The sequence below is a fragment of the Corynebacterium sp. HMSC14H10 genome (assembly GCF_001807105.1).
GTDB lineage: Bacteria > Actinomycetota > Actinomycetes > Mycobacteriales > Mycobacteriaceae > Corynebacterium > Corynebacterium jeikeium_D.
This window is the reverse complement of record NZ_KV787435.1, coordinates 49,647-76,578: the sequence shown is the minus strand read 5'-3', so window position 1 is coordinate 76,578 and position 26,932 is coordinate 49,647. Positions and strand designations below refer to the sequence as shown.

Genomic DNA, 26,932 nt, shown 5'->3' with positions numbered 1-26,932 from the left:
AGCCTAAGCGCCAAAAGTTGCGGAGATTCCGCGAAACATAGTGACTGCCGCGCCGGTAGTCGCCAGAATGACCGCGAGCTTTCGGGCTTGCACAATGGGCACTCGTCGGGAAACGCGAGTGCCCAAAAATATACCCACAATCATGGCAACCAAACACAGCGGCCAGAGGATAACCGGTGTGGTGGCGAAGACAGATACGTCACCGCTGATTTCCTTGAACAGCAAGGACAACGCGCCGGAAACAAAGAAGAGCGGTTGCAGGGTGGCCGCAAATGTCTGCGCTGGCCAACGGGAAGCCTGTGCGTAAACGGTAATGGCTGGGCCCGCAATGCCGGCCAGGGTATTCATAAAACCGCCGGCCACGCCTGAGGCAACGGCGTATTGTGGGCCGTCGACACGCATGCGCTGAGGCATAAAGGATGTCACTAGCAGCGCGAGTAGCACGAGCCCGCCGACCAGAACCTGGAGTGGCCCGCTGGGCGTGTTGTGAACCACCCAGGCGCCTGGCAGCGCACCTAAGGCCATCACCGGGCCAATCAGCCAGAACTTCTTCCAATCGACGTTTTCTCGCACCGAGATGGTCTGCATGATCGCATTGACCGATGCGAGCACGTTAATAATCAAAATTCCTGCTACGGGACCTGCAACCAGTGAGAGGACCGGACCTCCCAACAGTCCGAGTCCCATACCGGCTATTCGCTGCATCAGAGCCCCGATGAAAATCGTTGCCACGATAAAGACAAAAGCCCACACTGATAACTCCATAGGAGGGAGTTTACAGCGTGGGCTTTTTGGCTATTCGACGGGCGGGGTCGCCGAGGATCCGTCGTAAAGCGGAAACGTTAGCAGACTAGATGACGCCCTGAGCCAGCATTGCGTTAGCGACCTTCTTGAAGCCTGCGATGTTGGCACCGAGCACGTAGTTACCCTCGTGATCGTACTCAGCGGCGGTGGTTTCACAGTTCTTGAAGATGTTGGTCATGATGCGCTTCAGGCGCTCATCGGTGTAGGAGAAGGACCAGGAATCGCGGGTAGCGTTCTGCTGCATCTCCAGAGCGGAGGTTGCAACACCGCCAGCGTTGGCAGCCTTGCCCGGCGCAAAGTGGACACCGTTGGCCTTGAAGACCTCGATAGCCTCCGGGGTGGACGGCATGTTTGCGCCCTCAGCAACGAAGCGGCAGCCGTTGTCGACCAGCAGCTTGGCGGACTCGCCATTGAGCTCATTCTGAGTTGCACACGGCAGTGCGACATCAGCCTTGAGCTCCCAGATGTTGCCACCCTCGTGGAACTCAGCGCCCTCAGCCTCAGCGACGTACTCGGAGACGCGAGCACGACGAACTTCCTTGATTTCCTTCAGCAGCTCGACGTCGACACCGTTCGGGGTGGAGACGTAACCGGAAGAGTCAGAGAAACCGACGACGGTAGCGCCGAGCTCCTGAGCCTTCTTAATGGCGTAGATGGCGACGTTACCGGAACCGGAAACGATGACCTTGGCACCGTTGATGTCAGCACCGTTGGCCTTCATCATCTCTTCAGTGAAGTAGACACAGCCGTAACCGGTGGCCTCGGTACGAACCAGGGAACCGCCCCAGGTCAGGCCCTTACCGGTGAGAACGCCGGACTCGTGCTGGTTGGCCATACGGCGGTACTGACCGAACAGGTAGCCAATCTCGCGGCCGCCGACGCCGATGTCACCGGCCGGGACGTCACGGTACTCACCGATGTGGCGGTGCAGCTCAGTCATGAACGACTGGCAGAAGCGCATGATTTCTAGCTCGGACTTGCCCTTCGGATCAAAGTCGGAGCCACCCTTGCCGCCACCGATCGGCAGGCCGGTCAGGGAGTTCTTGAAGATCTGCTCGAAGCCCAGGAACTTAATGATGCCGAGGTTCACGCTCGGGTGGAAGCGCAGACCACCCTTGTACGGGCCCAGCACAGAGTTGAATTGAACACGGAAGCCACGGTTGACCTGGACCTTCCCCTGGTCATCGACCCACGGCACGCGGAAAATGATCTGACGCTCCGGCTCACACAGACGCTGAACCAAGCCGTAGTCACCGTAGTGTGGGTCCTTTTCCAGGACGACCTTCAGCGACTCCAGAACTTCTGCCACTGCCTGGTGGAACTCCGGCTCACCGGCGTTTCGGGTGAGAATCTGGTCATAGAGTCCCGAAACCTTCTGCTCGATATTCAAAATAAACCTCTCTGCGAAACCATTATGGCGCCCACGAAGAACAAACCGTCAGCGGTTGTAAACCACTTTCCGGTTGCCGTAACTCGGTGGCACAGGTTGTGTGCACAAGGACTGGGCAACTGTAGATATTGAAGCGGACATAATTATACAACGGCATATTGCTGGGAAAACTCGTAGCGATTCGCGCTACACCCGTTGGCCAAGCCAATCACTGGCTCTGTGGAGGCTTACACTTTTCACGAATTAGGTAGGAAATTACCTAAATACGGCAACATTCCAGGGATACGTCGCAACAGATTCGAGCATTTCGTCGAACTCACGCAGCACCGGGTCCGGGGGCAATTCTGCACGCGGAGTCAGTAGCTCAGAGAGGTCCATAGCGAGTTCATTGAGGGAACCACCGTGCTGATCGAAGCTCAAGAGATAACGGAATACCTTCCTATCCCCCAACGGCTCCTTCGGGTTCTCACGCTCCCACTGCTCCACCAACTGCGCGTCAGTGTCCGCCGACGCCACCGAAACATCCACGTCACTAATTCGCCCGGCGCGGTCAAACTCACTCAACTTGGTACGAAATGCCTCGGCCAGCGCCTCCGATTCGGTCGGCTTCACCAGGCAGTGAAAAACAATCTTCGACATAACTTCACAGGCTAAGCCACGCGAGACGGCCAGACAATAGCTAACCGTCGTCAAGCCCTGTCCCCCTACATTGGCGCGCCGACCGCCAGCAAAGACGTAGTGTTGGACTTATGCAGGCTTTCAGCAATCCCCTCATCACGCTTGCCGACGGCACGGTGAAGCAAGTCAATCCTTTTTCCGGTACCCAGGTGTGGACAGTCCCAGGTCGTGGAAATCGGCCGTTGGGAATTAAGCACACGGATCCGCAGCCATTGAGCGAGGAGGATTTTGGATCCCGCGACTCCTTTGGCTGGAACAACCTGCTGCAAACCCCGCCGGAGAAGGCCCGTGTTGTCCTCGACGAATCGGTATTCGGCGGCTACAGCACGGTGACCGGAGTACTGCCCGACCAGCTCTTCGACACCACTGCGGAGTTCCGCCGCGTGCCCAACCTGTTCGAGATCGTCTCCTATGACTATTGGTCGGAAAACTACGGCTTCGAGCCCGACCGCGAAACTCAGCAACGCATGGAGGCCTACCTCGATGACCCGAAGGGCCGCGAGCACGTGCTCAACATCATTCGCACGCGCTACCGCGCCGCTGGACGCAGTGAAGAGGAAATCAGCGCGCTTTCCGACGAGGAATTGCTGCGCCGCGCCCCAAGCTATTTCGCCGGCGGCCACGATGTGATTGTTGCCCGTCGCCACTTTGTCGACGGCGCTACTCACGATAATCAGCTGGCTTCTTCTGGCACATTGAGCGTTGCCGAGCACCGCGCACTTATTGCGTTTACCGTCGAGTCGATTGCTGACCTGTACCGACGTAACCGCTACGTACGTTATGTGGCCGCTTTCCAAAACTGGCTAAAACCGGCAGGCGCCAGCTTCGATCACTTGCACAAGCAGCTTGTGGCCATCGATGAGCACGGCGAGCAGCTCAAGCGCGAAGTGCAGGCGGTGCGCAAGAACCCGAATATCTACAACGAATACGCGGTGGACTATGCGGCCCGCCACAACCTGGTTATTGCGGAAAACGAGCACGCGGTGGCTTTCGCAGGATTCGGACACCGCTACCCGACGCTGGAGATCTTCTCGAAGTCAGATGTCTGCGAACCGTGGCTGCAAACCCGGGCTGAGATCGACGCAATGTCGGACCTGATTCACGCATGTCATGCAGCTGCCGGCCCCACCATTCCGTGTAACGAGGAATGGCACCACCGCCCTGTCGATTTGGATGCCCGCATGCCGTGGCGCGTAATGATTAAGTGGCGCACCTCGAACCTGGCCGGCTTTGAAGGTGGCACCAAGATTTATCTGAACACCATCTCCCCATGGGATTTGCGCGACCGCGTTGTCCCGGAGATGTACCGTTTACGGGAGACCGGAAAAATCTCGGACAGCATTCACATTGCGACCGAGTGCCAGTGCCAGCCCAACTCGCTGAAATACAACCCGCTCGTTGAAGACGGGTCGCGGCTGTAGGTCTCTGGCACAGAGTAGAGAGAGAAGTTAGGAGTCTTAAACCAGGTGAGCAACAATGAAGCACGGCTGAGCCGCATTCGCGACCTCATCGCCACCCATCGAGTGCCATTGGACCGGCAGTGGGAAATCTACCGCTACCTGCACCAGCACCCGGAGCTCTCTCAGGCGGAGGAGAAAACTGCCGCGTATCTGGCCGGTGCTCTTCGCGACATGGGCACTTACACAGTGCATGAGGGAATCGGCGGTCACGGCCTCGTTGGTGTCATGGAAAATGGCCCCGGCCCTACCGTGCTGTTCCGCGCTGATATCGATGCGCTTCCCGTTTTCGAGGAAACAGGTGTGGACTTCGCTTCCTCTGCCACCGGTACCGCCCGCGATGGTTCTGCCACCGCCGTCATGCACGCCTGTGGCCATGACATGCACATGACGGCCGGTCTTGGTCTGGCTAGCCTGATGGCAGCAACTAAGTCTGAGTGGTCGGGTACTTTCATTGCCCTGTTCCAGCCCGCCGAGGAACTGGCCTGTGGTGCACAGGCCATGATTGACGACGGCCTGGCAGACCTCATCCCCACCCCAGATGTGTGCTTCGGCCAGCACATTGTTCCCGGCCCCGCAGGTCAGGTAATGACTATGCCCGGCCCGGCACTTGCTGGCTGTGACACCATTAGCATCACGCTGACAGGTCGCTCCGCACATGGATCTATGCCGCACAACGCCATTGACCCGACGTACTTGGCTGCCGCAATCGTTCTGCGCTTGCAAGGAATTGTGGGGCGCGAGATTCCTCCCCACGAGTTTGGTGTTTTGTCCGTCGGCACGCTGCAGTCCGGCAATTCGAATAACACAATCCCCGGTCAGGCCAAGATTGTGCTGAATATTCGCTACTACTCCAACGATGTGCGCGCGAAGCTCATTGCGGGCATTGAGCGCGTTGTTCGTGGCGAGTGCCTGGCTTCCGGCACTGAGGTTGAGCCTGTGATTGAGTACTCCGATCACGGCGAAGTCACTGACAATGATCCGGAGGCGTTTGCCACGATTCGCCCGGTCATGGACGCTGTGCTCGGCGACGATTCCACCGATGCTGTGCCGTGGACCGCATCGGAGGACTTCTCAGACCTGCCGCGTGGACTGAACTGCCCATATGTCTACTGGACCGTTGGCGCCACACCTCGGGATACGTGGGAAGCCGCCGTTGCTGCCGACCGCGTGGTCGAAGACGTATCGTCGAATCACATGCCGACATTCCTGCCGGACTTCGAGCCGACGGCTACCTCCGCGACTTCTGCCGCCGCTGCCGCCGTACTGTCCTACTTGGCAAAGTAAGAGCTGCGTGCCGGCCGCTTGCCACCGCGCACCGCGCCAAAAAAGACAGCTCAGTTTTCGGGTTGTCAGTTTTGCTACTTAACCCCCAGGTCGAAAGGCTCCAAGCAAAAAGCCGGTAAGCCCCAAAAGGGCTTACCGGCTTTTCCTAACGCGCCAGAGAGCTAGCGAGCGTCCTCGCCAATAACGTGGACGTGAATCATGTTGGTATTGCCCTCATTTCCTGGAGGGGTACCAGCAACAACGACCAGCGTGTCGCCAGCGTTGTAGTTTTCCATGGTCAAGAGCTGCTCATCGATGACCTGCATGATCTCATCCGTGCTGTTAACCTCGCGCACCAAGAAGGTCTCCGCACCCCACGTCAGCGCAAGCTGCGAACGAACCTGCTGATTCGGAGTGAATACCAGCAGCGGCAGGCGAGAGTGCAAGCGTGCCACACGGCGAGCGGTATCACCCGAGGTGGTGAAAGCAACCATAGCGCGGGCATTCAAGCGCTCACCGATATCGCGAGCTGCGTAGGAAATCACACCACGCTTCGTGCGAGGCATGTGGGTCAGCGCAGGAACTTCCCCCTCGCGCTCAGCGGCGGTGACGATGCGAGCCATGGTCTTAACCGTGGACTGCGGGTACTTACCAACCGAGGTCTCACCCGAGAGCATCACGGCATCTGCGCCATCGAGCACAGCGTTGGCCACGTCGGAGGCCTCCGCACGAGTCGGGCGCGAGTTCGAAATCATGGAGTCGAGCATCTGGGTGGCGACGATGACCGGCTTGGCGTTCTCGCGGGCAATCTGAATAGCGCGCTTCTGAACCAGCGGAACATCTTCCAACGGCACCTCAACACCAAGGTCACCACGGGCGACCATCACGGCATCGAAAGCCAGGATGATGGCCTCGAGAGACTCGACTGCCTCTGGCTTCTCCAGCTTGGCGATAATCGGGACACGACGGCCAACCTCATCCATGACCGCATGGACCAGTTCGACGTCGGAAGGCGAACGGACGAAGGACAGCGCGATGAAGTCGACTCCCAGCTTCAGAGCGAAGCGCAGGTCGGCGATATCCTTCTCTGACAGAGCCGGCACCGAGATGTTCATCCCCGGCAGGGAAACACCCTTGTTGTTCGAGACCGGACCGCCCTCGATGACACGGCACACCACATCGTTGCCATCTACCTCGATGCACTCCAGGCCCACCTTGCCGTCGTCGACAAGCAGGCGATCGCCCGGACGGGCATCGTCAGCGAGATTCTTGTACGTGGTGGAGACGCGGTCGTGCGTGCCTTCGACATCGTCGACGGTGATGCGGACAATCTCGCCGTCAGCCCAATACGTCGAGCCTTCCTTAAAACGACCGAGGCGAATCTTTGGTCCCTGCAAGTCGGCGAGAATACCGACGGCATGTCCCGTAGCGTCGGATGCTTCACGCACCCAGTGGTAGTTCTGAGCGTGGTCCTCATGCTCACCGTGAGAGAAATTCAGGCGGGCAACATCCATGCCGGCGTTGACCAGCCCGGTAATCCCCTCCAGCGAAGCAACTGCTGGACCGAGGGTACATACAATCTTCGTTCGTCTAAGCACGGCCTCCAGCCTAGTCCCTTAACGGGCTATGCGTCAGTTGGAAGCACTGTGAGCTTCAGCAGCCTCGCGCTCTCCCCTGACTTCAGCTGCGGTTTCGCGGCTCTTGGACCGCAGAATCCACAAAGCAATGACAGCGCAGAAAAAGACCACGAGCGACGTGATGTTATTAATACGCACACCGAATATCAGCGTTGCGTCATCGACGCGCATGAGTTCAATGAAGAAACGCCCCAAAGTGTAGGCCGCGACATAGAGCGCAAAGACGCGCCCGCCGCCCATCTTGAACTTTCGGTCCGCCCACACAATGACCAGACAGGCGAGGACGTTCCACACCATCTCGTAGAGAAACGTTGGATGCACCACGGCCAGCACTTCGCCTGTCGACGTTCCGGTGACAGGGGCAACCCGTCCAAGCTCATCAACTCGTTGGTAAATTTCCAGGCCCCACGGAAGTGACGTTGGGCCACCGTAGAGTTCCTGGTTGAACCAATTGCCCAGACGCCCAATGGCCTGTCCAAGGATGATTGCGGGTGCGGCCGCGTCAAGAACTGGCGCAAACGGCACCTTTCGCCACTTGGCGACCGCCCACGCGGCCAGCACTCCCAGCGCCACCGCTCCCCAGATGCCGAGGCCACCATTGGTGATTTTCAGTGCATCGGCGGGATTGGCGCCGGGGCCGAAGTACTTCTCCCAGTCGGTGGCGACGTGGTAGAGACGGCCGCCGATAATGCCCGCAGGAATAACCGCAATGGCAATGTCGAGGACCAACTCCGGGTCTCCACCCCTGGCCGCGTAGCGGCGCTGCATCCAATAAATGCCGACGAGTACGCCAACCAAGATGGAAATCGCGTAACCGCGCAGTGGTAGCGGTCCTAACTGCCACACCCCCTGCGGCGGAGAGGGAATGTTGGCCAGATACGTCGTTGCAGTTTCAGCGAGAACAAGGGTGGAACTCATAAATGCGCTAGCTCTCTCCTCGTACGCCCGCGGCGAGTTCGCGGGCGAGCGTTACCAGGTCATCGGTGCTCTTCATCGCGGCCTTGATCAGTGCCGAGCCAACGATTACGCCATCTGCAAACTCGGCAATCTCCGCGGCCTGTTCCCCATTGGAGACACCCAAACCGACGCACACCGGTGTATCGGTGACCTCGCGAGTGCGGGCAACCAACTTGCCGGCGGCCGAGTCGACGCTGGCCTGGGCACCTGTGACACCCATGTGGCTGGTGGCGTAAACGAAGCCGGTCGACGCGGTGGCAGTTAGCTGCAGACGCTCATTGGTCGATGACGGGGCCACCAGCATGATGTTGGATAGACCATTGGCCTCTGCCGCACGCTGCCATTGGCCGGCCTCCTCGGGGATAAGATCCGGGATGATGGTGCCACGACCACCAGCGGCGGCCAAGTCCTTGGCGAAACGCTCCGGACCATACTGGAGAATCGGATTCCAGTAGCTCATGACCACACAGGTACCGCCGTACTCGGTGACTTCGCGAACCACGCGCATAATCTCACGGGTGCGGAAGCCCGCATCCAGAGCCACGTTGGCAGCATCCTGAATGGTTGGGCCATCCATCATCGGGTCGGAGAAAGGCAGGCCGACCTCGATGATGTCGGCGCCAGCGTCGACAATCGCCTTGATGTTCTCAATCGACTTATCGGTGGTCGGGAAACCCGCTGGGTAGTAGCCGATGAATGCTGCGCGGTTTTCCTCACGGACCTTGTCAAAGACGTCACTCAGACTCATTTAGGACTCCTCCATCAGATCAAACCACTTAGCAGCGGTGTCGACATCCTTGTCACCGCGACCGGAAACATTGACAATAATCAGCGGCTTACGGCCCAGCTCTTCATTCAGTTCACCGCTGATGAGTCGGGCGGCAGCCACCGCGTGTGCGGACTCGATAGCGGGCAGGATGCCCTCCATCCGAGTCAGGTCCTGGAATGCCTGCATCGCCTGGGTATCGGTCACCGGCAGGTAGGACGCGCGATCAATATCAGCCAGGTAAGAGTGCTCCGGGCCCACGCCCGGGTAATCCAGACCCGCGGAAATCGAATGAGACTCTGTAATCTGGCCGTCCTCGTTCTGCATCAGGGCGGCGAAGGAGCCCTGGAACACCCCCGGATTACCGGCGGCCGAAATCGGTGCTGCATGGCGACCGGTCTCAACACCGTCACCGCCAGCTTCAGCGCCAATCAGTCGAACCGATTCATCATCGATGAAGTGGTGGAACGCGCCGATCGCATTAGAACCGCCGCCGACACAGGCCACGACAGCGTCGGGAAGCGAGCCGGTCTCCGCGAGAATCTGCTGACGTGCCTCGGCGCTGATGATGCGCTGGAAGTCGCGCACCATTGTTGGGAACGGGTGCGGACCGGCTGCAGTGCCGAAGCAGTAGTAGGTGTCATCGGCGTGTGAAACCCAAAAACGCATGGCCTCATTGATTGCGTCTTTGAGAGTCTTCGAGCCAATCTCGACCTCGATAACCTCGGCACCAAGCAAACGCATGCGGGCGATATTGAGGCGCTGGCGGATTGCGTCGACCTTGCCCATGTAGATACGGCAGTTAAGGCCGAGCAGCGCACAGGCAGTCGCGGTTGCGACACCGTGCTGGCCGGCACCGGTCTCGGCAATAATGTTCTTCTTACCCATGCGCTTAGCAAGCAGAACCTGACCCAAGACGTTATTAATCTTGTGGCTACCGGTGTGATTCAAATCCTCGCGCTTTAGCCAGACGTCAGCGCCGATATCAGCGGAAAACTTCTCCGCGTAGTACAGCGGCGAGGGACGTCCGACATAAGTACGCTGCAGCCGGTCGAGCTCATCGAGAAAATCCTGATCAACGCGGGCCTTCGCGTAACCATCGGTGACCTCACCGATAACGGCCATCAGCGCCTCCGGCACAAACTGGCCGCCCCACTTACCCCAGTGCCCAATGGCATCTGATTCGTGGTTCGTTGTCTCCGCGATAACCTCACCCATCGTGGGCAGGCGGTCACCGCGGGCATCATGATTCTTGAAATCTTGGTCACTCACAGTTATCTATTGTGGACTATCCCCACCCGTTGCGGGGACATAAGGCCTAAGAAACTGTGGCGTGCCAGCACAACAGGTGTGACACGCAACCAAACTAGGCGCAGTTCGCAGCGCGGTACAGCTGCTTATCGCAACTGCGGTCTATCACTACTCGCTGCGGAGTGTCGGGTGGACACCGGCGGCAACGAGACGTCGGCAAGCCTCACCCGGCTTGCCCGCGGTAACCAGGCCCTCGCCCACCAGTACCGCGTCGGCGCCGTGGGAGGCGTAGTAGCGCAGTTCCTCCGGCCCCTTGACACCGGACTCTGCCACCTTCACAACATGATCCGGCAACATCGGCGCAAGGCGTTCGTACACGGAGAGATCCACGTCGAGGGTCTTTAGATTGCGGGCGTTGATGCCGAGGATCTTGGCACCAGCGGCCTCGGCGCGCTCGACCTCTTCTTCGGTGTGCGCCTCAACCAGAGCGTTCATGCCAAGCGACTCGGTGCGATCCAGCAGGGATTCCAGCGTCGGCTGATCCAAAGCGGAGCACATCAGCAGCACCAGGTCGGCACCGTGTGCGCGGGCCTCATGGACCTGGTACGGAGTGACGATGAAATCCTTGCGCAGCACTGGAATGTTGACCGCGCGGCGCACGGCATCGAGGTCGGCGAGCGAACCGCGGAAGCGGCGCTCCTCAGTCAGACAGGAAATGACAGCCGCGCCACCCTGCTCGTACTCTGCCGCCAAGACCTCCGGCGAAGGGATGTCAGCCAGCTCTCCCTTCGACGGAGAGGCACGCTTGACCTCTGCAATCACCTGCACCCCGGGCTTAGCCAGTGCCGCCACGGCATCAATCGGCGACGGCGCCTTCAGCGAGAGCTCCTTGATTTCACCGTAGGAAATCTTGGCTTCCCGAGCAGCGAGATCTTCCCGCACGCCCTCAATAATCTTGTCCAGAACGTTAGCCACGGCCTTACTCCTTATCCAGATCCGTAGGATCTACACCGGCATCCAAAGCATCCCACAGAACTCGACCCGACTGTGGGTCTTCCTCCAGGTCCTCGGCGATACGCTGACGGCGTACCTCCGGGGTCTCATACGCGCTGGACTTCTGCTTCTTCACAGTACCCGGTCGACGCACCAACAATACCGCCCCGACCAGCGCCAATGCGCAGCACAGCAAGGCCAGGGATGGCCCCATCGCATGCACTTCAATCGCTGAGATCTGCGCCCAGTCTGCCACAGTCACCGCATCACTGGCGCGTTGTGAGGCGCTTCCCGACGTCAACAAATCCAGTGCCCGCTGGGAATCCACCCCGTCTTCTCCGCTGGCAAGCAGAGTCATCGGAGTCCACGACGCCGCAACTGCGAGCAGCGCCGCGAGGCCACCGACGATACGGCGCCCCAGTGAGCCCAAAATGGTGGTGGCAAACAGTGCAGCCACCATTGCCAGCGCAATCGACGTCAACTCTGGAGCCCAGACTGCGCCCACCAAATCTGTGGTCGCTGGACCGGACTTGTCATCAACAGTATCGACCGTCAGCCACGCACTACGGCTGCACAACCACATTCCCGCTGCGGCCACACCAATGAGGCCACCGGAGAGCATCGTTGTCGACTTCATCGAAAACCTAGCTCCTTTCCGCTGGGACTAGTGTCTCAGCTGCCGCGACAGCTCGCAGCACGGCCGCGGCCTTGTTGCAGGTCTCCTCATCCTCTGCCACCGGGTCAGAGTCACTGACAATTCCGCCGCCAGCCTGAACATAGACCGTATCGCCCTTCTTCACACCTGTGCGGATGGCAATTGCCTGATCGGTATTGCCCCGGAAGTCAAAGTATCCAACAGTGCCGCCGTAAACACCCCGACGCGTGTCTTCGAGCTTGTCGATAATGCTCAGCGCGGAAGGCTTCGGCGCACCCGACAGCGTTCCCGCTGGGAAGGTGGCCGCGAACGCGTCGACGGCAGTGGCGTCGCTGGAAAGCTCGCCGGTGACCGTAGAGACCAGATGCATAACGTGACTGTAGCGCTCAATATGACGGAAGTCGTGCACAACAACACTGCCTGGGCGGCAGACACGTCCGAGGTCATTGCGGCCAAGATCAACGAGCATCAGATGCTCACTATTTTCCTTTTCGTCTGCCAGCAAATCAGCTTCCAGCGCATTGTCCTGCTCCACCGTGGCACCGCGCGGACGTGTGCCCGCGATGGGATTGGTGATGACCTCACTGCCCTGAACTGCCACGAGTGATTCCGGGGAGGAACCGACAATTTGAAAAGCGGTAGCGGAGAAGTCCTTGGTTGGAACGTTGACCAGGAACATGTAGGGCGACGGATTGGAAACCCGCAGGATGCGGTAGATATCAAATGCTGACGCCTGCGTGTCCATCTCGAACCGCTGCGAGAGCACAATCTGGAACGCATCACCAGCTCGGATGTGGTCCTTGCAACGCTCAATACGATCCATGTGGTCGTCGGCGGCGCGCTGGCGACGAATCACCGGCTCTGGGAAGCTAATTTCCGCCGGACGCAGATCAGAGGACCCCGACAGCCGCTCCACCATCGCATTGACCCGATCACAGGCGGTGTCATACGCCTGGTCAATCCGCTCATCCGAGCCGTCCCAGTTCACTGCATTAGAAATCAGCCACAGCACGCCCTCGTGGTGGTCAAAAGCAGCCAGGTCCTCCACCAGCAACTGCATGAGCTCAGGAATCTGCAAATCATTGTCAGTGGTATCCGGCAGCTGTGGCTCGATGTAGCGGACAATGTCATGCCCGAAATAGCCAACGAGACCAGAGGTGAGCTTGGGTACCGAGGCATCGTCGGCAAGCGGAAGCTCCGTGTGCAGCAGCTCCAGCGTGCGACGCAGAGCATCCAACGGATTTCCGCCCTCTGGCGCACCCGACGGCGCATTGCCAATCCAGGTTGCCTCCCCCGCATCATCCACCGTCAGCGCAGCACGACTGCCGCAACCGATAAATGACCAGCGCGACCACGACTGCCCCACATCGGAGGACTCCAGCAAGAAAGTGCCGGGACGATCGGCCGCGAGCTTACGGTAGGCCGACAGCGCCGTTTCGCCGTCCGCCAAAACCTTGCGAACCACGGGCACGACCCGATGGTGTGCAGCCAGTTCACGAAAGCGCTCACGCGTGGTCATGGTGATACGAGTCATAGCCGCTATTGTGCCACGCACCCCGGATTGCACATCACTTAACCCCGGACTTCACCGGAGGTGGGCGCGCTTGACGACGAAATCCCCACCTCGGCAACCCGGATCGACTGATTAGCCCTCGAGCACGGGATGCACGTCAAAGCAGCTATGCGAGCCAGTGTGGCATGCCGCGCCGTCCTGCACTACCTGCATCAGCACGGTATCGCCATCACAGTCCAACGCCAGCGATGTCACGGTCTGGAAATGGCCACTAGTAAGCCCCTTAATCCAGTACTCGGACCGGGAGCGCGACCAGTAAGTGCCGCGCTTGGTAGCGATGGTGTACGCCAGCGCGTGGGAATCCATCCATGCCATCATGAGCACGCGACCAGTGGATTCTTCCTGCACAATGGCCGGAATCAAGCCGTCAGCGTTGAACTTGGCGATGTTCGCGATATCTGCTGGGAGCGTGTACTCACGCGGATCGTCTCCGGCGCCGTGAGCTGCAGCGCCCGGGGCTAGACCAGTCACTGGCGCACCTCGATCCCCTCGCGGGCCATCTCTTCCTTAACCTCAGCAATGCTGACCTCGCCGAAGTGGAAAATGGATGCGGCCAACACCGCGTTGGCACCGGCGCGCACTGCCGGGGGGAAGTGCTCTGCCTTGCCCGCACCGCCGGAGGCGATCACCGGGACGTCGACGGCAGCGCGGACTTTCTCCAGCAGCTCCAGGTCGAAGCCATCCTTGGTGCCGTCGCCATCCATGGAGTTCAGCAGAATCTCGCCGACCCCGAGCTCCTCGCCACGGCGTGCCCACTCGACGGCGTCAATCCCGGCCGAGCGTGAACCACCGTGGGTCGTCACCTCGAAGCCCGACGGCTGCGGCGTGCCTCCCTCGGGAACGCGGCGGGCATCCACCGACAGGACGACACACTGCGCACCGAAGCGGCGCGACAGCTCGCTGAGCAGTTCCGGTCGTGCAATCGCAGCGGTATTGACACTGACCTTGTCGGCTCCGGCGCGAAGCAGTTGGTCGACATCCTCGACGCTGCGCACACCACCGCCGACCGTCAGCGGAATGAAGACCTCACTTGCGGTGCGACGCACCACGTCGAGCATGATGCCACGGCCATCCTTGGAAGCCGTGACATCCAGGAAGGTCAGCTCATCAGCGCCCTCCTCGCCATAGCGGCGAGCCAGCTCCACCGGATCGCCGGCATCGCGGAGACTCTCAAAGTTAACCCCCTTGACGACCCGCCCATTGTTGACATCCAGGCAAGGAATCACGCGTACTGCCAGAGACATAGTTTTTAAGTTCTCCTCGTGTTAGCTCAAAGTTGTGGCTCGACGGTTTGCGCAACCACCCAGCTCGGGGCGTCGCCCACGGTTTAGCTCCGGAAAGTCTCCGGACGACCCAGTTGGTCAATAATCGACCGCAGCGTGGCATGAACATCGCGAGTTCCCGCCAGCACGCCTACGGAATCATGTCGCCAAGGATTGCCCGCCAAGTCTGTGACCACGCCACCAGCTTCGGATATCTGCAGTACACCAGCTGCGTTATCCCACACATGCGGTGAGAAAGTCACCGTGCCACCGAATGCCCCCATCGCGGTGGAGCCCAAGTCCACGCCGACAGAGCCAGTAATTCGAATCGTCGGATAGCGTTCGCCCACCTTTGACAGCAGCAGTTGACGCCACTTGCGCGGGAGTGTGCCGTCGGTACTCGCGATGACGGACCCGAAGGCAATCGAAACCGGGCGGCCGGCCTCGGCGTCGATGTTGACGCGACGGCCGTTGACGAACGTGCCGCTACCTTTAGCTGCGGTAATACGCCGGCGTAGCAGAGGCATGGAGGTAATACCAACCACCGACTCCCCCTCATGCATGAGTGTGAGCAGCATGGCACACAGCGGAAAGCCGTTGGAATAGTTCGTCGTGCCGTCGATCGGATCGATGACCCAGGCGGTATGTTCCTCGGGAACTTTGCCACCGAATTCCTCGCCGTAGACGGGCAGGCCGGAATACTGCGTGAGGAGCTGGCGCAGACGACGCTCAATTTCCAGGTCGGTCTCCGTCGCGAAATCTCCGCGCGGCTTCATGACAACCGGGTCCGCGCCCACCTGCTGAGTGAACAGGCCTTCAACCTCATCGAGCGCCGCTTCAGCAATAGCGAGCATCGCCCGCGGTTCCAGGGCATCCATACTTTCTAAGTCCTTTATCCGCCGTCTCAGCCGGGGTGCCGTTTGCTCGTTAACGCTTTCGCTTGACGACGTCTCCCCGGTCCGGCCACGAAAGTGTTCTCTTTAGCCGCGGGCTACTGCCAGGGCCTCTTCCAGGGTGAAACGCCCTGCGTAGAGCGCCTTACCCACAATTGCGGAGTCAACGCCCTCATCGACCAGTGTGGCAATAGCTGCAATGTCGTCCAGGCTGCTGACACCGCCAGAAGCGACGATTGGAGCATCGGTAGCAGCAGCGACCTCGCGCAGCAGTTCCACATTCGGCCCCTGCAGGGTGCCGTCCTTGGAGACGTCAGTCACCACGAAACGGGATGCGCCCTGAGCATCCAGGCGCTCCAGCACCTCCCAGAGGTCACCGCCGTCGGAGACCCAGCCGCGACCGCGCAGGCGCCACTGACCATCTTCGTTAAGAACATCCAGGCCAATGGCCACGCGGTCGCCGTAGTTGGCGATAACCTCGCGGCACCACTCCGGGTTCTCCAGTGCGGCGGTGCCAATATTGACGCGGGCACAACCGGTGGCCAGCGCAGCCTCGAGCGAAGCGTTGTCACGGATACCGCCGGAGAGCTCCACCTTCACGTCGAGCTTGCCCACAACGTCGGCAAGCAGGTCGTAGTTCGAACCGCGACCGAACGCGGCATCGAGGTCGACCAGGTGGATCCACTCAGCGCCTGCGTTCTGCCAATTCATGGCAGCTTCCAGCGGTGCACCATAGGAAGTCTCGGTTCCAGCAGCACCCTGAACAAGGCGCACAGCCTGGCCATCGGCTACGTCTACAGCGGGCAGCAGGGTCAAACTCATGGGGGCTCTACTCTCTTCGACTTTTGGGCGTTGTGGCGATTGTCACCACGATGCTTGTTGCTAGTTATCTCAGTATAGGTGGTCTAGGTGGCGAAACTCCGTCACCTACCAGGTAGTGCGGTTAGGGCAGATACTACCGATTGGGCAACTACAGCGTGTCCACCCAGTTCTGCAGCAGCTTCAACCCTGCTTCACCAGACTTCTCAGGGTGGAACTGCGTGGCCCACAGCGGACCGTTTTCCACGGCTGCGATAAACCGATCGGATTCGTGGGCAGACCACGTCACCAGCGGCGGAGCGATGCGAGAATCCGTATTAAGGTCCCACTTGCGCACACCGTAGGAGTGGACGAAGTAAAAACGCTGACCCTCCAGTCCCTTAAACATCTTTGAGCCTTCCGGTACTTCAACCGTGTTCCAGCCCATATGCGGCAGAATCGACGCCTCGAGACGCTCGACAGTACCGGGCCATTCACCACAACCCGGGGTGCCGGTGACAGCTGCGGATGCGTCGGTCTCCGCTGCGTGGATGCCGTCGGCGTACTCGACGCCGCGGTCAAAGAGCACCTGCATACCGACGCAGATTCCCATCACTGGTCGACCACCTGCGAGTCGTGAGCCGATTAGGCGCGGCCCTTGTACTCGATGCAAACCCTCCATGCATGCGGCATAGGCGCCGACGCCGGGAACGAGCAGACCATCGGCCTCCATCACGGTCTTCGGATCGGCGGTCACAATAACCTCGGCACCCGTGGTGGCCACAGCGCGCTCAGCTGAACGCAAATTACCGGAGCCGTAATCAAGGATGGCAACGGTCGGGGTCTTCGTCGAAGGTGAGACTTGTTCCATAGTTGGACATTTTAAGGCGCTGGGAATCGATGTTTGCCACTTACCCCAAGAAAACTGCCTGGATAGGCAAAAGCACTGGTATACAACTACCGAATACTTTGGTAAACTCAAGGTTAACAACAGGTTAACTAAGTTATTGATTTATCCCTAATACCCCTGATTACTTTTCACAGAGAGGCTCCGACGCCATGACTACCGCATCCGTTCTTAGTAAATCATTTGCCATTGTCCGCGAGGACCTTCACCGACTCTATGGTGCAGCCTGCGATGCTGCGACTATCGATTCCATCCTCGACGATGTCATTGCAGAGCTGTCCAGCTCTGCGAAGGTGACTAACTTCCTCCCCGTCCTCGCCGAACGCGAGGCCACCGAACGCATCAAGGCCGCGAGCGGATGCAAGGACTGCGCCCCGCGCCAAGAGATTCTCTTTGCCGATAGCCGCGGTTCCGGCCGCAGTCAGATTGCCACTGCCCTGGCCTACCACCTGGTTGGCGACGAAGTCTTTATCCGCACTATCGGCCTCAATCCAGAGGATGGCCTGAACCCTCACGTCGTCGCGGCTCTTCACGACCGTGGCGTGGACACCTCACGCCTCACCCAAAAGGTGATTACTCCCCGCGTTTCCCACCGCGCCGACGTTGTCGTACTCATGGGCATCGACGAGACACCAGCAGTCCCCGGCGACCGCTACGTGGAATGGGATGTCGCAGATCCGGACAATCTCGCAGACGATGAGCTCCAGTCGCTTATCGACGATATCGAAACCCGCCTGCGGGCTCTCTTCACCGAGATGGACGTCGCCGTCGCGTAAACAGGCACGGCTGCCCCACGCCGGGGGTTGAATCTAATAACCAAAAAGAGTGGCTGCGCAAGAACTGGCGCAGCCACTCTTTTTCAAATGTCTCTTTGTGTGTAGTTACTTCTTCTTGCGGTCCCGAACCGTCAAACGCGTCACTGCATTCTTTGCCGGGCGGGCAACACGCACAGCGGCCTCCGGCGTACGACGCTTCACGGCATCTCCCAGACGACGCAGCGTAGCGCGGGTGTTCTGGTATTCCGCCACGCGGTGCTTTCCGATGATTCGGTCGAGCACCGCACCAATGAGGCCAACTGCCAGCAGAGCTGCCGCAAAGGCAAAGACAGCCGGGTACGGACGGAGTGCAGCCGCGGCTACGGCTCCCAGAACGAACGAGCCGATACCAGTGCCCGAGTCAAAGGACATGTTCCAGAAGGCACTGGCCTCAGCAGTACGGTCACGCGGCAGGCGGGCAAACATCAGCAGCAGAGCCTCATTTTGCACTATGCCGAAGCCCGCGCCGTAGAAAATGGCCGCAACCAGCAGCAGCCAGGCCGACAGATCAAAGAGAACCACGCCGGACATCATCAGCAGGCCAACAAAACCACTGATCAATGCCGGAATCAGCAGAATTCCAGCCTCCGACTTCCGGTCGGCGTAGATTCCTGCGAAATAACGGAACACCATCTGCGCGCCACCGAGAACAGACAGCGACAGGCCAGCCACAACCGCACCGGAGACCAGATCAATTTCGCGAGCTGCCGGGGCAAGGAATGCGGAAATACCACCAAAGCCCATCGCAATCGTGCAAATTGCGAGCGCGGGAATGGCCACCAGCTTCCATGTGGCAACGTGCTCAACGGGGCTCGGCTGAGTTGCTGCAGATCCGGGCACAGGATCGCCGACGTCTTCCTTGCCGCCCTTGCCCTCCTTCGGCGCTGGCTTAATCTTCGGGATAAAGAGTGCCATCAACGAACCGACAAGCGAGATGACGGCGCCCAGGACATAAACAGGGGTGTAAGAACCCGTCTTGTCCGCAATGATTAGTCCTAGTGGCAAGAAAATGAGCTCAGATAAACCAACTGCCACACCGAGAACGCCAGAGGCCTTACCCAGAAATTTCATTGGCACTAGCTCGGCAATCAATGCGGACTCGGCGACAGTCAACGCACCGAAGCCCATACCGCGGAGAACCGCAATGATGAGCACCAAAGCAGCATCGGTGCCAAAGATGTGCAGAATCGTCGGCAAGCCCAGAAACAGACCTGAAATCAGCATGGTCATGCCGTAGCCAAGACGGCGACACATACGTGGAGTCTGCGTCTGTGTGAGAACGGTAGCGGCCATAAAAACACCGGTGTAGGCACCGGCGAGCGAGGTTCCACCGCCATCGTCAAGAATTGCCTGCGGAATGACAGGCATGAGGAGTGACCAGCCACCGAAGGCGGCCATCACGGCGACTAGCGTAGGTACTAGTCCGGGCGCTTTCCACATGCTGTCCAGTTCGTCCAACTGCCTGCGGTCCATCACCCGGGACGCCATTTACTCCATCACTCCTATCAACCACAAAATTGCGCCGGCGAGCGCGATCACAGATAAGAGACCAAGGACAATTGTTCCGACCCTCGATCCGGATTTATAGAGTGACCATGTTCCGCCCACCAGCAGACCAGCGACAATGAACAAAAAATAAGTGCTCAGCGTCGATGCGGTAGACACCTGCGCTAAAAGCACGTCTACAGACGTTGTTACCATCGATTCCCCTAAAATGCCAGCTAAGGCGGATTTTCCGGTTTCCTACAGCGGCCGTCTACTTCAGCTGCGACCTACAGAGTGCCCTTGGTCGACGGCACACCGTGGACGCGCGGGTCGTCCTCGACGGCAGCACGCAGGGCACGGGCCACAGCCTTGTACTCAGCCTCGGTGATGTGGTGCGGATCGCGCCCGTAGAGACAGCGAACATGCAGCGCAATACGGGCATTTAGGGCGAAGGACTCAAAGAAATGCTCGTTGATAACCGTTGCGTAGTGACCACCAATAACGGCAGTCAACATCTGCTCTGGTTCGCCAGTGCCAACGAAGTACGGGCGACCAGACACATCAACCACTGCGTGTGCCAGCGTTTCATCCATCGGGATATAGCAGTCACCAAAGCGACGAATACCAGACTTGTCCCCCAACGCCTGGGCGAAGGCCTGCCCCATCACAATGCCGGTATCCTCCACCGTGTGGTGCGCATCGACCTCGGTGTCGCCGTTGGCGTGCACAGTCAGGTCGAAGCTGCCGTGGGAGCCGAAAGCGGTCAACATGTGGTCGAAGAACGGCAGACCGGTCGAAATATCGGCCTTGCCGGTGCCATCGAGATTCACCGAGCAGACGATGCTCGATTCGCGGGTGGCGCGCTCGATACGGCCAACGCGCTCAGTGCGCTCTGCCTTCAGATGGTCCTTATCACTGGCGTGCATAAGTCAGATTTCTCCTTATAGTGGGATGTACCAGCAGCATTTCGCTTAAGCCAGCGCGGTCGCTGCCAATTTCTTGGCCGCCGCCAGCAGTGCATCATTTTCACTGGGCAGACCAATAGTGGCACGCAAACGACCGGGCACGCCAACATCGCGGATGAGTACTCCCTCGTCCAAGAAGCTCTGCCATGCCGTCGAGGCATCGGCGAAACGACCGAAGAAGACAAAGTTCGAGTACGAGTCAATCACGTCGTAGCCATAGCTGTTCAGGGCGGCTACGACGCGGTCACGCTCGTCGGCAAGCTTTGCGACGGTCGACAGCGTCGCATCCGAGTGGCGAAGTGCAACTGTGGCTGCGGCCTGTGTCAACGTCGACAGGTGGTATGGCAGACGTACGAGCATCACAGCATCAATAAATGCCGGGTTAGCAACGAAGTAGCCGAGGCGGCCTCCTGCGAAGTCGAAAGCCTTGCTCATCGTGCGGGAGACAACCAGCTTCGACGGGAACTCAACCAGCAGCGTTGTCGCCGACGGCTCCTCAGTGAACTCGGCGTAGGCCTCATCGACAATGACGATGCCCGGCGCGGCTTCAATAATGCGGCGCAAGTCAGCGAGCGTAGTCAGGTTGCCAGTCGGGTTGTTCGGCGTCGTGATGAAGATGACGTCAGGACGGTGCTCGGCAATTGCCGCGAGCGCACTATCCATGTCGATGTCGAAGGTCTCCGGGTCGCGGTCGATGCCGATAAACTCCGTCTGCGTGCCGGACGAGAGGATTGGGTGCATTGAGTAACTGGGCACAAACCCCATTGCGCTGCGCCCTGGCCCGCCGAATGCCTGCAGCAGCTGCTGGAGAATCTCGTTGGAGCCGTTGGCAGCCCATACCTGGTCAACGGTGATGTCCACGCCGGTCTGGCGGGTGACATAGTCGGCGAGTGCGCTGCGCAGTACTACTGCGTCACGGTCCGGGTAGCGGGTGAGGTCAGAGGCGACCTTCTCCACTTGCGCCACCAGGTCGGCGATGAGGTCATCGGATGGCGGGTACGGGTTTTCGTTGGTGTTCAGGCGAACATCGACGTCGAGCTGCGGAGCACCGTAGGCTTCCTCGCCGCGCAGTTCGTCGCGCAGTGGCAAATCTGCCAGCACCAACTTGGCTACCGACTGCTGTGACTGGTTCTCAGGCTGGTTGCTCATTAGTTGTCGTTCCCCTTTTCTGCGCCATTGCTCTCAGAGCCGAGAAGCGTCTCAAAGCGGGCGCGGATGGCCTCGCCGTGCGCTGGCAGTCGTTCTTCGTTGGCCAGGACTACTACGCTGTCGGCAACTTCCTTCAACGCGGCCTCGTTGTAGTCAATCATGTGGACCGACTTGAGGAAGGTGTGCGTTGACAGCCCCGAGGCGTGGCGGGCGGTACCGGAGGTCGGCAACACGTGGTTGGAGCCAGCCGAGTAATCGCCCAGCGGCACCGGCGAAAAGCGACCGATGAAGATTGCGCCAGCGTTGGTAATGCGTTCGGCAACGGCCTGTGCGTTTTCGGTGTGGATCTCCAGGTGCTCAGCGGCGTAGGCATCTGCAACCTGGATGCCGATATTCATGTCGTCGACAAGCACGATGCCAGACTGCTTGCCGGTGAGCGCCTCACGAACGCGGTCGGCGTTCATGGTGACCTCGTAGCGGTTTTCGACCTCGCGGTCGACAGCGGCGGCGAAATCGGCGTCGTCGGTAATAAGTACGCTGGCGGCCATGATGTCGTGCTCTGCCTGGGAAATCAGGTCGTAGGCGACGGAGACAGGATCAGCGGCGTTATCTGCAAGAATGGCGATTTCGGTCGGACCAGCTTCGGCGTCGATACCGACGACCGAGCGGCACAGGCGTTTAGCGGCGGTAACGAAGATGTTGCCCGGACCGGTGACCATGTCGACCGGCTCGAGGCTCTCATTTTCATCGCCGTATGCGAGCAGTGCGACGGCCTGTGCACCGCCGACGGCCCACACCTCGGTCACGCCAAGCAGCTTGCAGGCAGCCAGGATGGTCGGGTGCGGCCAGCCGTCGTTGTCGGCCTGCGGCGGAGAGGCGACGACGAGGGACTCCACACCAGCTTCCTGAGCTGGGATGACGTTCATCAATACAGACGACGGGTAGACGGCGTTGCCCCCGGGGACGTAAAGACCGACGCGCGAAATCGGAATCCACTTCTCACGGACAATGCCGCCGGGAAGAATTTCAACAGTCTTGTCATTCGGCTTCTGAGCAGCGTGGAACGCGCGCACGCGCCCAATGGACTCCTGCAGAGCAGAGCGGACGTCGTCTTCCAGCGCGGCTTCCGCGGCATCGATAACCTCCGCTGGAACGCGCATGGATGCCGGACGAATACGGTCGAACTTCTCGGAGTACTCCATCGCCGCTTCCACACCACGGGCTGCCACGTCATCGACAACGGGTTTGACCGTGGGAATCATGGAATCAACGTCTGCCGCACCGCGCGGCAACACTCGACGCAGAGTGGCGGTGGTGGGAGTCTGACCGCGAAGATCAATAGTGGACAACATAATTAATTAGTAACCGCCTATTCGCACGATGGATTCATACGTGAGCACTTCAGAGTGACAAAGAAATGACAACAAAGTATTGAAAATCTGGGTCAAGCCAAAGACTTTATCCACGGTTTTCGCTACTATTCGCCCTTAAAGGCACCCTTGAGTATGAACTAAGCATATCTTTCTCACGCCCGGTTCATACCGATTGCCCCATTTAACCCCTCATACTGTGGCGCAAGTTAGTTCCGCCACAGTGACCCATTACAGTGTTAGGGAAAGTAGTAACCAGTCGTAGAAAGGCCAGCTGTTGAACCAGGACGGAAACAGCCCGGATTTGCGGAAGCTCGTCGCAGACTACGCAGAAGCGACCGCAGCCGATAATTCCCTGGCCACGCGCCAACTGGAATCAGTTTTCGCGCATCATTTCTACAACCCACAACTCTTTTCCGATCCGGAGGCCCACGGCGTTACCGAACACGTCGGCGCGTTTTACCGCATAGTCCGCGAGGTCACCGAATCTCTCGGCATGATGACAGCTGCGCACGATGCCGCCCTGAACTGGATGGTATGGGCATCCGATAACGACAATGTCCCGGAGTACTGGCGCGCCCGGGCACGGCTGGCGGCAGACGAAGCCCGCCGCTACACCACCTTTATCGCCGATGGTCCAACCTCTGCTGCCGCAGAGACCGAAATCCCCCTCATCGCACGCATGAGCAGGGAAATCACCTCGTACCGGGCACTCGTGCTTGCCGACGATCTGGATGCCCCAACCAGCAGTCACAGCGCGGTGACCACGGATGCGGATGGGCTGCGGCCGCAGGAATCGTCGGCAAGCGAAGAAGCGGATGAACCGTTTAGCCCCCGCCAGTGGAAGAAGCGGGCGGCACTGACTGACGCGCTGATTCGGATTGCGAGCGCCTTGCGAAAGGTCAACCGTGAGGACTTAGCACGGGAGCTGCACGAGATGATTCGGGCACTGCCGAATGAGGATAAGTTTGAGTCGATCGCGCTGGCGAAGACTCTGACGGAGGCATCACTGCTGCACCGAGCCGGGAAGGTCGTCGACGCAGCGCGACTTTGCGCCTCACAGCTCAATGCAATCGGTAACCGCTCCGTAATCGCGGGCCTTGAGCTGAGGCAGAATTTGGCACGGTACTCGATAGAGACCGGTAATAGCGATACCGCGTTCCGAATGCTGTCGAACAACGTGGCAGTCGCGGACCAGCACAGACTGGACACTGACTATATTCTCGCGGTTCGCGAGATGGCAGACATCAACTTCGAGGTCGCACACAACAAACCCGATGCCGAGGAGATGCTGAAGCTGACTCAGCGCGCCCAGGACGTGTCAGAAGACTACCCCGACTGTGAAGTCACCATGGAAATCGCGCTGCTGAAGGCAACGGCACTGTACGAGCTCGGAGATTTCCGCCACGCCGGCCAGGAAGCGGAGTCGGTTGCAAAGTGGTCTGAGCCTACCCAGGATTCCGCGCGTACTGATTTTTCCTGTGCTATTGCGGCGGAATCGGCAGTCCAAGAGGGAAATACTGAACATGCGGCAGTGCTCTTCGACGCGCTGGCCGATATTCGTGCCGGATACTCGTCACCGATTTCACCTGCGGAAACTCTGATGAATGCCGCACTATCACTCAGTAACGTGGGCGCCACAAGTGAGTTGACCGACCACCTGATGGAACGCTCACGTGGCTACGTGGTTGGGTCCTGGGAATCGGCCAAGTGGCACGAAGCGCAGGCGCTGCTGTGCTGGTCTGTGTGGGACAACGACGGCGTGTACAAGTACTCCGACGAAGCTGCCGAGCTTTTCTTAGAAGCCCACGCCCCTGCCGACGCGGCCCGCACACTGACTATCGCGGTGCGTGCTGCTGCTAGTGATAACAATGAGGAACGCGCCCGCCGGTTCGCGATTCGCATCGGCGACCTAGTCGGCCCGGATCACCCGGTGCGCGATGAAGTTCGTGAACTAATGCGTAGCTTTTCAAACCCGGATTAACAGCGCATCCGGCTGTACAGGTCTGAAAAGCAAAGCAGTTTTGCATCTTCCCGATGCCACGGGCGAAGATAGTCCAATGGTCTGGTGGGAAGAAGAAAACTCTGAGTCTGAAATTCAAGTTGGCGATTGGGATGCCGGCATCGCTGCCGACCACGTGTCAGTGAATTCGGAAAACGCATCAGCAACGGAGAACTCGTCCGATCCCTTGGACTTTCCTCCCCTGCCCAATCCGCTAAAGGCATTGCCGGACTCCCTCCCGGAGCTGCTGGTTATTTCCCGCAAGGCCGGTGCCACGCTCGACCACGTCACCAGTTGGCGCGCTGTCACCAAGTTCGCCCACACGCACTGGTTGGCCGACGCGCCTACCAACTCCCCCGATGTCATTGGCGAATTCCACGCACTTAGGCATGCAGTTGCCGACCAACTGGAATTGGTAGAAGAAGCCGCTGCTGCACGCGCCGAGTGGCTGCGCTGGGCAACTGAGGCCAACATCCGCCCCGCGATCTTGCACGCACGCTCCTACGGAGCATTCGCCGAGGCTGAGGCCTTCATCGACGCCAACCCAGGTGATGCCATCACCGGCCGGCGCCCCGAGGACTCCGAAATCCCTGAGCTGATCAGCCTTGCTAGGGACATCGTCGCCACCACTCCACAGCCCGGCGAGGCCTATTACTACCTGGTCAGCGCGGCTGTTGCCGGCGCCGCAGCATCGCTGGCGCGCCGGGCGGAAATCGCCGGTCAGCTCTCTGAATGGTCCGCACGCTGGGCACCAAAGCGAAGCAGTTTCGACGACCGGAAGCTGTTGGAGGCGCAGCTCGCGCACAGCCGTGGTGAGCTGCGCAGGGCCGCCCGCATCGCTGCCAGCGTCGCAGCGGCTCCTCAGTCGGAACCCGTCACCACGACGATTGAAGCGCGCCAATTTCTGGCTTTTCTCTCTCTGGAAGCTGGTGAGGAAGCGGAGGCAATCCGCCAGCTACGCCCAATCGTGCAGGCTGGTCTCGATGCAGGACTCACGGTCGCGGTGCTTCGCAGCGTGCGTCTGCTCTGTGCGCTTCTCAACGCCCACGGCGATTTCGCGGAATCCGCCGAATTTGCTCGCCGCGCGCTCGCCAGCGCCGAGGGCATGCCGGTCAACCCCATCACCATGGATATCCAGCTCGTTTTGGCCCGCAGTCTCCTCGATGCCGACGAGGTTGACGAGGCGCTGCGCTTTGCCGAACCAGTTGCGCACTGGTCAGCATTTACCGCCGATGAAGAACGCACCGACGCGGCGTTTTCTATTGCCTCCACAGCCGCGGGGCTCGGCAATAATCCCCGCCAGGCGGCAAAGCTGCTCATCGAACACGGCGAGCACCTTGAACGCAACGGCGATACCAAGGGCGCGGCCAAGGCCTACCGCCAGGCTGCGCGTTCCATCATTCATGTCATTGACCTGGTCATTTCCGAAGAGGGCTCCGAATTCACCGCCGAGATCGTCTCTGAGGACGCTTCCGCCGCCATTGACCACACGCTCAACGAGGCTGAGGACCTTCTGCTGCGTTCTCAGAAGCTCATCTCCGACGACTGGTCACTCGCCGACTGGCACGACGATGCCGCCTACGTCTTCTACTCCGCTGGCCGCGACACGTTGGCTATCAACCATGTGGAAGCCGCCGCGAAGGGCTACCTGCAGTCCGGCGATGGCGAGGAAGCCGCCCGCGCGCTGCTGGCGGGGGTTCGCTACCGTCTCGACGCGGGTGATTCCGACGGAGCCGCCGCCTATGCTCGGCGCGTCGAAGAGCTTCTGCCCCGCGACGTGTGGGAAGGCCATCCTGTTCTCGATGCCCTTGACGTCATCATCATTCAGTCGCTTGACGACGAATACTAGCGCCCCGCCC

At 59.7% G+C, this 26,932-nt stretch carries 24 protein-coding genes; 5 read left to right on the top strand and 19 right to left on the bottom strand.

The annotated features are described in order from the left end of the window. Positions 1 to 3: 3 nt before the first annotated feature. The 3 genes from HMPREF3135_RS07530 to HMPREF3135_RS07520 all read right to left on the bottom strand — a co-directional run bounded on the left by HMPREF3135_RS07530 (position 4) and on the right by HMPREF3135_RS07520 (position 2,833). Positions 4 to 765, bottom strand: coding sequence for a sulfite exporter TauE/SafE family protein (locus HMPREF3135_RS07530; protein WP_042388756.1), 762 nt, complete (start codon positions 763 to 765; stop codon positions 4 to 6). 85 nt (positions 766 to 850) lie between these two features. Further along, a complete protein-coding gene (gene gdhA, locus HMPREF3135_RS07525; RefSeq protein WP_016422934.1) occupies positions 851 to 2,194 on the bottom strand; it encodes an NADP-specific glutamate dehydrogenase in 1,344 nt (447 codons plus the stop codon). Positions 2,195 to 2,449: 255 nt separating this feature from the next. After that, complete coding sequence (locus HMPREF3135_RS07520; protein ID WP_042388759.1) at positions 2,450 to 2,833, bottom strand: hypothetical protein; 384 nt, start codon at positions 2,831 to 2,833, stop codon at positions 2,450 to 2,452. Positions 2,834 to 2,943: 110 nt separating this feature from the next. Between HMPREF3135_RS07520 and HMPREF3135_RS07515 the strand changes: the two genes are divergently transcribed. Both HMPREF3135_RS07515 and HMPREF3135_RS07510 read left to right on the top strand, forming a co-directional pair. Then, positions 2,944 to 4,293 (top strand): DUF4921 family protein, encoded by a 1,350-nt coding sequence (locus HMPREF3135_RS07515; RefSeq protein ID WP_016422936.1) that lies wholly within the window; start codon positions 2,944 to 2,946, stop codon positions 4,291 to 4,293. A 45-nt stretch (positions 4,294 to 4,338) separates the two neighbouring features. Next, a complete protein-coding gene (locus HMPREF3135_RS07510; RefSeq protein WP_070438987.1) occupies positions 4,339 to 5,616 on the top strand; it encodes an amidohydrolase in 1,278 nt (425 codons plus the stop codon). Positions 5,617 to 5,777: 161 nt separating this feature from the next. Here HMPREF3135_RS07510 and pyk read toward each other — a convergent pair whose 3' ends face one another. From pyk to hisH, 12 genes are all read right to left on the bottom strand, one after another. Further along, positions 5,778 to 7,193, bottom strand: a complete 1,416-nt coding sequence (gene pyk / locus HMPREF3135_RS07505) for a pyruvate kinase (RefSeq protein WP_016422938.1) — start codon at positions 7,191 to 7,193, stop codon at positions 5,778 to 5,780. 33 nt (positions 7,194 to 7,226) lie between these two features. Further along, entirely contained in the window at positions 7,227 to 8,150 is a 924-nt protein-coding gene (lgt, locus tag HMPREF3135_RS07500) for a prolipoprotein diacylglyceryl transferase (protein ID WP_070438984.1), read from the bottom strand. A gap of 7 nt (positions 8,151 to 8,157) precedes the next feature. Further along, positions 8,158 to 8,937, bottom strand: coding sequence for a tryptophan synthase subunit alpha (gene trpA / locus HMPREF3135_RS07495; RefSeq protein ID WP_049182099.1), 780 nt, complete (start codon positions 8,935 to 8,937; stop codon positions 8,158 to 8,160). Continuing rightward, on the bottom strand, positions 8,938 to 10,173 hold the full coding sequence (trpB, locus tag HMPREF3135_RS07490; RefSeq protein ID WP_048734799.1) for a tryptophan synthase subunit beta: 1,236 nt from the start codon (positions 10,171 to 10,173) through the stop codon (positions 8,938 to 8,940). Positions 10,174 to 10,374: 201 nt separating this feature from the next. Beyond that, positions 10,375 to 11,181 carry an indole-3-glycerol phosphate synthase TrpC gene (gene trpC / locus HMPREF3135_RS07485; RefSeq protein ID WP_016422942.1) on the bottom strand — a complete coding sequence of 269 codons (807 nt, stop codon included), beginning with the start codon at positions 11,179 to 11,181 and terminating at the stop codon, positions 10,375 to 10,377. A gap of 4 nt (positions 11,182 to 11,185) precedes the next feature. After that, positions 11,186 to 11,836, bottom strand: a complete 651-nt coding sequence (locus HMPREF3135_RS07480) for a TIGR02234 family membrane protein (protein ID WP_049182100.1) — start codon at positions 11,834 to 11,836, stop codon at positions 11,186 to 11,188. A gap of 7 nt (positions 11,837 to 11,843) precedes the next feature. Continuing rightward, positions 11,844 to 13,388, bottom strand: coding sequence for an anthranilate synthase component I (locus HMPREF3135_RS07475; RefSeq protein WP_070438981.1), 1,545 nt, complete (start codon positions 13,386 to 13,388; stop codon positions 11,844 to 11,846). Between the two features lie 111 nt (positions 13,389 to 13,499). Further along, on the bottom strand, positions 13,500 to 13,823 hold the full coding sequence (hisI, locus tag HMPREF3135_RS07470; RefSeq protein ID WP_210384708.1) for a phosphoribosyl-AMP cyclohydrolase: 324 nt from the start codon (positions 13,821 to 13,823) through the stop codon (positions 13,500 to 13,502). Between the two features lie 71 nt (positions 13,824 to 13,894). Further along, entirely contained in the window at positions 13,895 to 14,671 is a 777-nt protein-coding gene (gene hisF, locus HMPREF3135_RS07465; protein ID WP_070438976.1) for an imidazole glycerol phosphate synthase subunit HisF, read from the bottom strand. Positions 14,672 to 14,754: 83 nt separating this feature from the next. Next, the gene (locus HMPREF3135_RS07460) at positions 14,755 to 15,567 is read right to left on the bottom strand and encodes an inositol monophosphatase family protein (protein ID WP_070438973.1); all 813 of its coding nucleotides are present in this window, start codon (positions 15,565 to 15,567) and stop codon (positions 14,755 to 14,757) included. A gap of 102 nt (positions 15,568 to 15,669) precedes the next feature. Further along, positions 15,670 to 16,404, bottom strand: coding sequence for a bifunctional 1-(5-phosphoribosyl)-5-((5-phosphoribosylamino)methylideneamino)imidazole-4-carboxamide isomerase/phosphoribosylanthranilate isomerase PriA (priA, locus tag HMPREF3135_RS07455; protein ID WP_048734641.1), 735 nt, complete (start codon positions 16,402 to 16,404; stop codon positions 15,670 to 15,672). Between the two features lie 148 nt (positions 16,405 to 16,552). Further along, positions 16,553 to 17,251 (bottom strand): imidazole glycerol phosphate synthase subunit HisH, encoded by a 699-nt coding sequence (gene hisH / locus HMPREF3135_RS07450; protein ID WP_049193971.1) that lies wholly within the window; start codon positions 17,249 to 17,251, stop codon positions 16,553 to 16,555. A gap of 188 nt (positions 17,252 to 17,439) precedes the next feature. Between hisH and HMPREF3135_RS07445 the strand changes: the two genes are divergently transcribed. Continuing rightward, on the top strand, positions 17,440 to 18,063 hold the full coding sequence (locus HMPREF3135_RS07445) for an arsenate-mycothiol transferase ArsC (protein WP_070438970.1): 624 nt from the start codon (positions 17,440 to 17,442) through the stop codon (positions 18,061 to 18,063). A 105-nt stretch (positions 18,064 to 18,168) separates the two neighbouring features. On the opposite strand, the gene HMPREF3135_RS07440 is transcribed toward HMPREF3135_RS07445, so the two are convergent. From HMPREF3135_RS07440 to hisD, 4 genes are all read right to left on the bottom strand, one after another. After that, entirely contained in the window at positions 18,169 to 19,590 is a 1,422-nt protein-coding gene (locus HMPREF3135_RS07440) for an MFS transporter (RefSeq protein WP_048734650.1), read from the bottom strand. 284 nt (positions 19,591 to 19,874) lie between these two features. Further along, positions 19,875 to 20,513 carry an imidazoleglycerol-phosphate dehydratase HisB gene (gene hisB / locus HMPREF3135_RS07430; RefSeq protein WP_070438967.1) on the bottom strand — a complete coding sequence of 213 codons (639 nt, stop codon included), beginning with the start codon at positions 20,511 to 20,513 and terminating at the stop codon, positions 19,875 to 19,877. 45 nt (positions 20,514 to 20,558) lie between these two features. Then, complete coding sequence (locus HMPREF3135_RS07425; RefSeq protein ID WP_070438964.1) at positions 20,559 to 21,701, bottom strand: histidinol-phosphate transaminase; 1,143 nt, start codon at positions 21,699 to 21,701, stop codon at positions 20,559 to 20,561. After that, positions 21,701 to 23,053, bottom strand: a complete 1,353-nt coding sequence (gene hisD, locus HMPREF3135_RS07420) for a histidinol dehydrogenase (RefSeq protein ID WP_070438960.1) — start codon at positions 23,051 to 23,053, stop codon at positions 21,701 to 21,703. Before hisD ends, HMPREF3135_RS07425 begins: the two co-directional genes overlap by 1 nt. A 295-nt stretch (positions 23,054 to 23,348) precedes the next feature. Here hisD and HMPREF3135_RS07415 point away from each other — a divergent pair, with 295 nt between their 5' ends. Then, positions 23,349 to 25,055, top strand: coding sequence for a hypothetical protein (locus HMPREF3135_RS07415; RefSeq protein WP_070438957.1), 1,707 nt, complete (start codon positions 23,349 to 23,351; stop codon positions 25,053 to 25,055). Positions 25,056 to 25,095: 40 nt separating this feature from the next. Next, positions 25,096 to 26,922: a hypothetical protein gene (locus HMPREF3135_RS07410; RefSeq protein ID WP_246818324.1), complete on the top strand. Its 1,827-nt coding sequence runs from the start codon at positions 25,096 to 25,098 to the stop codon at positions 26,920 to 26,922. The last annotated feature ends 10 nt before the right edge of the window (positions 26,923 to 26,932 follow it).

Coding starts and splice junctions, on each gene's coding strand:
- hisH (WP_049193971.1), bottom strand. CDS start 17,251: ATGGAACAAGTCTCACCTTCGACGAAGACCCCGACCGTTGCCATCCTT.
- hisB (WP_070438967.1), bottom strand. CDS start 20,513: ATGCACGCCAGTGATAAGGACCATCTGAAGGCAGAGCGCACTGAGCGC.
- HMPREF3135_RS07425 (WP_070438964.1), bottom strand. CDS start 21,701: ATGAGCAACCAGCCTGAGAACCAGTCACAGCAGTCGGTAGCCAAGTTG.
- priA (WP_048734641.1), bottom strand. CDS start 16,404: ATGAGTTTGACCCTGCTGCCCGCTGTAGACGTAGCCGATGGCCAGGCT.
- hisD (WP_070438960.1), bottom strand. CDS start 23,053: ATGTTGTCCACTATTGATCTTCGCGGTCAGACTCCCACCACCGCCACT.
- HMPREF3135_RS07515 (WP_016422936.1), top strand. CDS start 2,944: ATGCAGGCTTTCAGCAATCCCCTCATCACGCTTGCCGACGGCACGGTG.
- HMPREF3135_RS07445 (WP_070438970.1), top strand. CDS start 17,440: ATGACTACCGCATCCGTTCTTAGTAAATCATTTGCCATTGTCCGCGAG.
- hisF (WP_070438976.1), bottom strand. CDS start 14,671: ATGTCTCTGGCAGTACGCGTGATTCCTTGCCTGGATGTCAACAATGGG.
- HMPREF3135_RS07440 (WP_048734650.1), bottom strand. CDS start 19,590: ATGGCGTCCCGGGTGATGGACCGCAGGCAGTTGGACGAACTGGACAGC.
- lgt (WP_070438984.1), bottom strand. CDS start 8,150: ATGAGTTCCACCCTTGTTCTCGCTGAAACTGCAACGACGTATCTGGCC.
- HMPREF3135_RS07520 (WP_042388759.1), bottom strand. CDS start 2,833: ATGTCGAAGATTGTTTTTCACTGCCTGGTGAAGCCGACCGAATCGGAG.
- HMPREF3135_RS07460 (WP_070438973.1), bottom strand. CDS start 15,567: ATGGATGCCCTGGAACCGCGGGCGATGCTCGCTATTGCTGAAGCGGCG.
- HMPREF3135_RS07480 (WP_049182100.1), bottom strand. CDS start 11,836: ATGAAGTCGACAACGATGCTCTCCGGTGGCCTCATTGGTGTGGCCGCA.
- HMPREF3135_RS07530 (WP_042388756.1), bottom strand. CDS start 765: ATGGAGTTATCAGTGTGGGCTTTTGTCTTTATCGTGGCAACGATTTTC.
- trpB (WP_048734799.1), bottom strand. CDS start 10,173: ATGGGTGAGGTTATCGCGGAGACAACGAACCACGAATCAGATGCCATT.
- HMPREF3135_RS07475 (WP_070438981.1), bottom strand. CDS start 13,388: ATGACTCGTATCACCATGACCACGCGTGAGCGCTTTCGTGAACTGGCT.
- trpA (WP_049182099.1), bottom strand. CDS start 8,937: ATGAGTCTGAGTGACGTCTTTGACAAGGTCCGTGAGGAAAACCGCGCA.